This window comes from Sphingobium sp. (assembly GCF_049304695.1).
Classification (GTDB): domain Bacteria; phylum Pseudomonadota; class Alphaproteobacteria; order Sphingomonadales; family Sphingomonadaceae; genus Sphingobium.
This window is the reverse complement of sequence record NZ_JBAQOK010000036.1, coordinates 1-7,926: the sequence shown is the minus strand read 5'-3', so window position 1 is coordinate 7,926 and position 7,926 is coordinate 1. Positions and strand designations below refer to the sequence as shown.

Genomic DNA, 7,926 nt, shown 5'->3' with positions numbered 1-7,926 from the left:
GTCCGCCTGGCGGTGAATTCCGCCAGCTCAACGATCCCATGTCGCGCCTCAAGCTCGCTAATTAGCCGATGTTCGCATTATGTCTGCCAAATCGTTGTCTGGCGCACAAACCTTGAGGTGACGCCCGATACCGGGGATGGATGTCAGGCGCCGGGCTGCGGCATCGTTGCGAGCGAGTTCGACGAACTCCGCGTTCAGGCTCTCAATCTTCTCATCGAGATCCCGCCATTCGGCACGAAGGTCACCGATGAGCCGACGAATCCGAGAGGAGAGCGCAGTCTCTTCCTGAGTGAGCAAGGCATCGACACCCAGTTCCAGCTTCCGACGACCAACAGGGAAAATCGTGCCGCGCTCCAGCATGATCGCACGCAACTGGTTGATCAGGCTCCTGCGCTCAGCCACCAAACGGGACCGGACGCGGTGAAGGGTCTGGATGTCTAACTGATCCTGGCTTTTGAGTTCTACGAAGCGCATCGTCGGGCGTGATGCTGCCTCGGCGATGCCTTCGGCATCCCGGTCGTCATTTTTCTGCGCTTTCACGTAGGGGCGAACGTATTCCGGTGACATCAGCCGGATCTCGTGCCCATGATCGGCGAAGAGACGGCCCATATGATGAGCGCCGCAACACGCCTCCATCGCCACAATGCATGCTGGTAGCTTCGAGACGTAATCGATCAGTGTTTGTCGGCGCATCGATCGGCGCAGGACAACCGCCCCGGTCGCATCCACACCGACGATGCTGCAAGCGTTCTTGCCCAGATCAACGCCAAGGATCACAATAGACATCGGTCCGTTCCTTTCCCTTCTCAAGCACCGGCATCATACCCGATGCCGGGGAAAAGGGGCGGGCCATCCCATAAAGCAAATCGGCGACGTAGGTTATCGCCGAGATCCAAAACAGCGAGGGCAATCTTGTCGCACTCAGCGCGATCGCCGATTGAACCGCAGCGGCCTTCAGGCAGCGCTTCCAGATCCCCTTGCTATCCTGAATCTCAGTTGATGCCGGCCTGCTGGAGACATGGTTGTCAGGCTCCCATCGAAGGACCCAGGTTTGAGCAGCGCCTCAGCTCAGCCGCGAAGCGCTGCTAACGGAGCGACGAGCGTCCAGGTCACCCCAGACTGCGGAAAGTCGATCTCTGCTCGTCCGCGAAGGCTTCGACCGGCAGCAGTGCTGATCAACCGACTTCCAAAGCCTTGGCGCTCAGGCTTGCGTACCGGTGGTCCTCCCCGCTCTGTCCACAAAAGCCAAAGCTGCGTTGCGCCGCCTACCTCCACGATCTGCCAGGTCAGTTCGACTGTCCCTGTCTCGTTGGAGAAGGCGCCAAACTTTACCGCGTTGGTCGCCAGCTCATTCAACGCGAGCATCAACGTCATGGCTGAACTCGGACCCAAGTCGACAGGTGGCCCGCTGCATTGCCATCTGCCAGCGTAAGGGGAGAAGTTGACAAGCGCATTCTGGACTAGAGCATCTAACGGAGCTGCGCCCCAGTCAGCGTCAAGGAGTTGCTCAACTGTCCTGTTAGGGGTGACTACACGAAAGTGACGTATCTGCACGCTAAGGGCGAACAAATCCGGTACGATGCCAGCAGATGCTATTCGCAGGCTTTCCTGCCCCTTTTATGTGGTGCCGCCCTACGGGCGCCGATATGGGAGGGCGGCAATCCGATTGACCAACGATCGAGGTAGAACCCTGCTCGCCAAATATGTGAGCTGGTTGCCCATCCCCGGTATGGCGAAGGATTGCCGATAAACCAGAGCGTGGACTGCATGGGCCGCGCACCGGTCAACGTCCATCAAACCCAACCTCCCCCACTTCAAATCGCTGAGGGCAGCCATGTCTGTGTCGATTCCACCGGGTGCAAAAGACCCAACACTCACTCCCGTCCCGGCAAGCTCCACGGAAAGCGCTCGCATGAGGGTGCTCACATAGGCTTTCGACGCGCCGTAGACCGCTTGGAAGGGCACGGATGTTTCGCCCGCCAGGCTCGACACGGCGATTACTGAGGATTCAAACGGCTGCTCCCTGAAAATCGCAATCAGGCGAGCCAGCAAATCCGTGAAACCGAGTATGTTTGTTTCAATTACCTCGGCATAAGTGTCGGCACGGCCTGCATCAAATGAACCAACGCTCGTCATTCCGGCAACCAACAAAGCGGCTGTTACTTGCAATTCTGCAACCTTAGCCGCGATTTTCTCCCTGCCCTCGATTTCACGTTGATCAGCCACTATAATCTCGCATGGCACATTGAACCGCTCGTCAATTTCGGTCTGTAGCTCCCGCAAGTTGTCGAGCCTTCGTCCAACAATCAGGGGCTTGGCCTGGTACGATGCCGCCAAGCGGAGGGCGGACGCTCTGCCCAAACCGGTCGAAGCCCCTGTGACCAGCACCCACGAGTTCTTGATCGCCAGCGGTTTCACGCGTTTTCCAGAGCCTTGTATAGGGCGGTTTTGCCGATCTTGAGCCGGGCCGCCGCCTCACGAACAGTGAGGCCCGCTGCGATATGCGCCCGCGCTTTACGTAGTTTGTCGGGGGTAACGACAGGCCGGCGACCACCCTTGTTGCCCCGCTCGCGTGCGGCCTTGAGGCCGGCATGAGTGCGTTCACGGATCAGGTCACGCTCGAATTGGGCCAGCGAGCCGAAGATGTTGAACACCAGCATGCCGCCCGAAGTGGTGGTGTCGATATTCTCGGTGAGTGAGCGGAACCCGATGCCGCGCGCCGCAAGCTCGCCGACCTTCTCGATCAGGTGGCTCATCGAGCGGCCGAGGCGGTCGAGTTTCCAGACCACCAGCGTGTCGCCGGGGCGCAAATAGGCGAGCGCTTCGGTTAGGCCAGGCCGATCGGCTTTTGCCCCGGATGCGTGATCGTCGAATATACGGTCGCACCCGGCAGTGTTCAGCGCGTCAAGCTGGAGCGACAGCTTCTGGTCTGCGGTCGAGACGCGCGCATAGCCGATCAGCGCCACATGATGCCCGATCCTGTCCGTTTTCCTGTGGATGTCAGAGCTAATTGGCATGGTTCTGTCAGCGGTAAATGTCATCACGGCCAAGCTATTGCGACTGCCCTTCCGAAAGGCCCTCGCCGAACACCCATTCGGCGAACAGCGGACGCAAGTCCCGGCCGCTCGCTTCCTCCATCGCCCGCTTTAGGTCTATGCTGGTGACCGTGCCGCCCGCATGGTCACGGGTGTAGCGGCGCAGGCCAGACCAGAACGCGGCATCGCCGAGCGTGACCCGGAGCTGCGCCATGAACAGCGCGCCCTTGCTGTATTGGATCGCGCGTCGGACGCCCAATGTCGGGTAGGTGCCGTTCCAAGCCAGCGGCTTGTCAAAACCCATCGCTCGCGCCTTTTCAAACCGGCTTCTGGCTTCATTGAGTTCGGCTTCATACGCGGCGCGACCGTAGCGATGCTGCTTCCATGCGGCCGTCATGAATGTCGTGATGCCCTCGTTCAGCCAGAAGTCCTTGAGGGTTTCGCATGTGATCAGGTTGCCCCACCATTGATGGGTAAGTTCGTGTACGATGGCCCAATCCTGCGACGGATCATCTGGCTGCCTCGGCAGCGCATCGCTGCCGAGGACGGAGTATGTCGCCGCCTCCTGCGCCTCATCGCCTTCGACCAGAAGCTGGCTGTAGTCGGCAACCGGAAGCGGCATGCCCGCCTTGGCGGAGAGAAAGGCGACCATATCCTTTGTCCCTGCCAAGCGTCGTTTCAGCTCGCCCGCGTCGGCAGTGTTGCTCAGATAGGTGAGCCTTTTTGATCCGACCCGTTCGCTGACCCGCGTGAGTCGACCCACCGCAAAGCCGTAAAGATAGGCCGAGTAGGGCCGAGGCGCTTTCCAGGTATGGATCTCGCTGCCGTCCGCTCCCGGTCGCCGCACGATCATGTTGCCGACTGACAGGCTGGTCATCCCGGCCGGAACACGCAGATCGAGCGAGAAGGCCGCTTTCTCGCCGAACTTGTTCTGGGAACACACCATCCAGTCGCAGGCAAAATAGCTGGTGTAGAGCGTCGTCGCCGAGCCGGCGAACCCACGTGCAGGGCGGCCATGATAGGACAACTCCAGCTTGACCGTGCGTCCACGCCGGAGCGGCCGGGGCAGATCGAAGCCGAGCACATCGCCTTCCACAGTATGAGCGAGCGCCACGCCATCGAGGGTTGCACTGTCGATGCCGAGAGTGTTGGCGGAGAAATTCAGCCGCCGGACGCCATCCACCGTCGCGCGTAGCGTGATCTTCTCACGTCCCGCGACGGTCCTGTTCTCGATGTCCGGGGTAAGCGCGAGCCTGTAGCTCGCTACCTCGAATCCATCCCCAGGCCTGTTGGCGGCGAACGCAGGGCTGCACAGCAACCCCAGAGCCGTCCCGGCTAACGGTGACGCCAACATTCTGCGGATCACTGATGCCCCTTTATACTCATAGCTTCTATCGATGGGGCCAACACCTAGGCGCGGTCGTGGTAGGATCACGCCGGCTTTGCCGCAGGCGCGGAAGATTGGCGTCCAAGCGTCCGATACACGGTTGGCCGCGATATCGAGAACACCTCGGCGAGATCGCTGATCGAATAGTCGTCGGTGTCGTACATGCGGCGCAACTCCTTCTGCTGGCGATCCGACAGCTTGGGCTTCTTGCCGCGCAGCTTCCCTTTCGAACGTGCGACCACCATGCCTTCGCGGGTCCGCATCCGGATCAGGTCGGCCTCGAACTCGGCGAAGGTGGCGAGGATGTTGAAGAACAGCTTGCCCATCGGGTCGGACGGATCGTGGACACTGGCCCCGAGCTGTAGCTTTACGCCCCGCATGGCGAGGTCGTCGCCGATCGCGCGCGCGTCGGGCACCGACCGCGCAAGACGGTCGAGCTTGGGCACCACCAGCGTGTCGCCGCTTCGGACCGCCGCGAGCGCCTGATCCAGACCGGGGCGGGTCCGGTTCGTCCCGGTAAAGCCCTTGTCGGTGTAGATGCGATTGGCCGCGACGCCGAGTTTGACCAGCGCGTCCTGTTGGGCGGCAAGGTCCTGTTTGTCGGTGGAGCATCGGGCGTAGCCGATCAGCGTGTGTGTCATGGTGAAATCTGTAACGTAAAGGGGTCCCTCAACGCAAAAGATATAGTACCATCTATATGAGACTCGGCTTTTGGCGGTTTCCCGTGCCTCGACAGGTCAGCTGGCGACCGTCCGCTGAACGATCCTCTTTCGGACGGGGCAGATCACCATGACCGATGATCGTAAGTCGGAATCGGGAAGTGCCGAAGTCGCGCCACGGATGGCTGTGCTCCGTCGGCACCTCCATGATGCGGTGCCGCTGGACCAAGCCGCGACCGACGCCGGCATCTCGCTCCGCACCGCTCGCCGCTGGCTCGCCCGCTACCGCGCCGATGGTCCGGCGGGGCTGGCGCGTCCTACCCGACCCGAAGCCGGCAAGCGTACCTTCCCGAAAGAACTAGTCGAACTGATCGAGGGCATGGCGCTGCTCAAACCGCCGCCATCGATCGTGACCATCCATCGCCGTCTCGCCGCCATCGTCGGCGAACGGCAATGGCGAATGCCGTCCTATGGCAGCGTGCGCGATATCGTGCGGCGGATCGATCCGGCGATGCTGACCTTGGCACATGAAGGTGCTGCCGCCTTCCGCGACAAGTTCGAGTTGGTGCATCGGCACCGCGCCGAACACCCCAATGCGATCTGGCAAGCCGATCACACCCAGCTCGATATCCTGATCCTCGATGCCGGCGGTCGCCCGGTGCGGCCGTGGCTGACGACGGTGCTGGACGATCACTCGCGCGTGATAGCAGGCTACATGGTTTTCCTCGGCGCGCCCTCCGCGCTCAACACGTCGCTCGCGCTGCGACAGGCGATTTGGCGCAAGGCCGATCCGACCTGGCCGGTATGCGGCATTCCCGACGTCCTGTACGTCGATCACGGATCGGACTTCACCAGCCTTCATCTCGAACAGGCTGCGGCCGATCTGCGTATCCGCCTGATCTACTCTGCCGTCGCGCGTCCACAGGGGCGCGGCAAGATCGAGCGGCTGTTCCGCACCATCAACACCGAACTGTTGGCGGAACTGCCGGGCAATCTTCGTAACGGCAAACCGGTATCGCCCCCGCGCCTGACGCTTCCCGAACTGGACGCTGCGATCGGCACATACATCGTGGCGACCTATAACGTCCGCCCGCACAGGGCGATCGGCGTACCGCCCGTCGATGCGTGGCGCGGCGATGGCTGGCTGTCCCGGATGCCGGAAACGCTGGAGGAACTGGACGCGCTGCTGGTCATGGTCGCCAAGCCGCGCATCGTCCACCGCGACGGCATCCGTTTCGAGGGGCTGCGATACTTCAACCCTACGCTCGCCGCCTATGTCGGCGAGCCGGTGACGATCCGCTACGATCCTCGCGACGTAGGCGAGGTTCGGATATTCCATCGCAACGTCTTTCTGTGCCGGGCCGTCAGCCCCGACCATGCCGGCCTGAGTATCACTCTCAAGGACGTGCAAGCCGCCCGCATCGCCTATCGTCGTCGCCTGCGGAGCGAGATCGGAGAGCGGAAGGCCCGCGTTGCGGACTATCTGCCCGCGATCTTGCGCCCGCTGGGTTCCGGCTCGGTGCGCGCCTCAACGCCAAAACCCACGCCTGCCACGTCCCCCGAGGTGACACGGAGCAAGCCGCGTCTCCGCACCTATTACGAGGGCGAGTGATGGCAGACGGCAGCGCTCGCGCCACCAGCTTCATCTCGACGCAGGAACATCGCCGCTTCACCGAGTTTGCCAACGCCGTCCGCAAGCACCGCTACATTGGCTTGTGTCACGGCACGGCCGGCGTCGGCAAAACCCTTTCCGCGCGACGCTACGCGCGCTGGGACGGCGCAGTCGATCTGCTCATGACCTGGGGTGCGCGGCAGGCGTCCGATCTCAAGATATATGCCGACCTCGCCCGTGCGCGTGCCGTGTTCTATACGCCGACAGTCGGCAGCACGCTGCGCGAGCTTCGTCAGGACCTGCCCCGCCTCATCGATCGGGTCGATATCTGTATCGATCAGCATGTCCGGCCCAAGGATCAGATCGTCGTTTCGCCCCGGAAGCATTTCGTCGAACTGCTGATCGTCGATGAAGCCGACCGCCTGTCCAACACGGGGCTGGAATATCTGCGTGACCTGTTCGACCGGCAGGGCATCGGCCTTATCCTGATCGGGATGCCGGGCATCGAAAAGCGCATGGAGCGATACGCACAGCTTTTCAGCCGTGTCGGCTTCGCCCACCAGTACCGGCCCTTGCAGGATCAGGAGCTGACCTTTGTCCTCACGCGGCGCTGGCGCGACCTCGGACTCGCGATGGACGAAGCGGACTTCACCGACGCGCAGGCGGTCGCCACCATCGTGCGGATCACGGGCGGCAACTTCCGTCTGCTCCACCGGCTGTTCGTTCAGATCGAGCGCATCCTGAGGATCAACGGCCTGAACGCGATCACTGACGACGTGGTGGAAGCTGCACGCAGCACCCTCGTGATCGGTGTCACTTAGCGCTGACAGAACGGTGCCAATCAGCGCTGATATCTACAAAGAAAGCGGACAAAATGTGCGTGTCCGCTAAACGGTCGTTTGACGGACAGCCGGAAAGAGGCTATAAATTGTTTTGTGCAAAACAATTGAGGAATGAGCTATGACCGTTCAAGCAACCCGCGCCGCCATCAAAGCCCTGCCCGGCATGACTGCCTGCAAGCTCAACGGCGAATGGCGCGTGACGATCAATCTCTATCGCCTCTCCGAACGGTTCCCCGACAAAAAGACGGACTGGTGCGAGGATAAGGGCTCTGTTGCAAAAATCGTGAAGCTTGAGCATGCTTGGCGGAGATTGGACGGACGGAACGATGACGGATTTCAAGTGGCGCCATTTCCAGGGTGATGTGATCCTGTGGGCGGTGCGCTGGTATTG

General features: G+C 61.5%; 6 protein-coding genes and 1 pseudogene. 2 read left to right on the top strand and 5 right to left on the bottom strand.

Annotated elements, in window-relative coordinates:
- Positions 1-123 precede the first annotated feature (123 nt).
- The 5 genes and pseudogenes from WA070_RS05250 to WA070_RS05230 all read right to left on the bottom strand — a co-directional run.
- A pseudogene (locus tag WA070_RS05250) lies at positions 124-786 on the bottom strand (IS110 family transposase); the annotation flags it as partial.
- Between the two features lie 846 nt (positions 787-1,632).
- On the bottom strand, positions 1,633-2,418 hold the full coding sequence (locus WA070_RS05245; RefSeq protein ID WP_004213209.1) for an SDR family NAD(P)-dependent oxidoreductase: 786 nt from the start codon (positions 2,416-2,418) through the stop codon (positions 1,633-1,635).
- The gene (locus WA070_RS05240) at positions 2,415-2,966 is read right to left on the bottom strand and encodes a recombinase family protein (protein WP_004213210.1); all 552 of its coding nucleotides are present in this window, start codon (positions 2,964-2,966) and stop codon (positions 2,415-2,417) included. Before WA070_RS05240 ends, WA070_RS05245 begins: the two co-directional genes overlap by 4 nt.
- Before the next feature lie 85 nt (positions 2,967-3,051).
- The gene (locus WA070_RS05235; RefSeq protein WP_223811145.1) at positions 3,052-4,401 is read right to left on the bottom strand and encodes a M1 family metallopeptidase; all 1,350 of its coding nucleotides are present in this window, start codon (positions 4,399-4,401) and stop codon (positions 3,052-3,054) included.
- Positions 4,402-4,466: 65 nt separating this feature from the next.
- On the bottom strand, positions 4,467-5,063 hold the full coding sequence (locus WA070_RS05230; RefSeq protein WP_048575153.1) for a recombinase family protein: 597 nt from the start codon (positions 5,061-5,063) through the stop codon (positions 4,467-4,469).
- A gap of 148 nt (positions 5,064-5,211) precedes the next feature.
- Between WA070_RS05230 and WA070_RS05225 the strand changes: the two genes are divergently transcribed.
- Together WA070_RS05225 and WA070_RS05220 are read left to right on the top strand one after the other, a co-directional pair.
- A complete protein-coding gene (locus WA070_RS05225; protein WP_053085608.1) occupies positions 5,212-6,693 on the top strand; it encodes a Mu transposase C-terminal domain-containing protein in 1,482 nt (493 codons plus the stop codon).
- Positions 6,693-7,514: an AAA family ATPase gene (locus WA070_RS05220; RefSeq protein ID WP_042853443.1), complete on the top strand. Its 822-nt coding sequence runs from the start codon at positions 6,693-6,695 to the stop codon at positions 7,512-7,514. Before WA070_RS05225 ends, WA070_RS05220 begins: the two co-directional genes overlap by 1 nt.
- Positions 7,515-7,926: the final 412 nt, after the last annotated feature.

Excerpts from the sequence above, each read along its gene's own strand:
- WA070_RS05220 (WP_042853443.1), top strand. The coding sequence starts at position 6,693 with ATGGCAGACGGCAGCGCTCGCGCCACCAGCTTCATCTCGACGCAGGAA.
- WA070_RS05225 (WP_053085608.1), top strand. The coding sequence starts at position 5,212 with ATGACCGATGATCGTAAGTCGGAATCGGGAAGTGCCGAAGTCGCGCCA.
- WA070_RS05230 (WP_048575153.1), bottom strand. The coding sequence starts at position 5,063 with ATGACACACACGCTGATCGGCTACGCCCGATGCTCCACCGACAAACAG.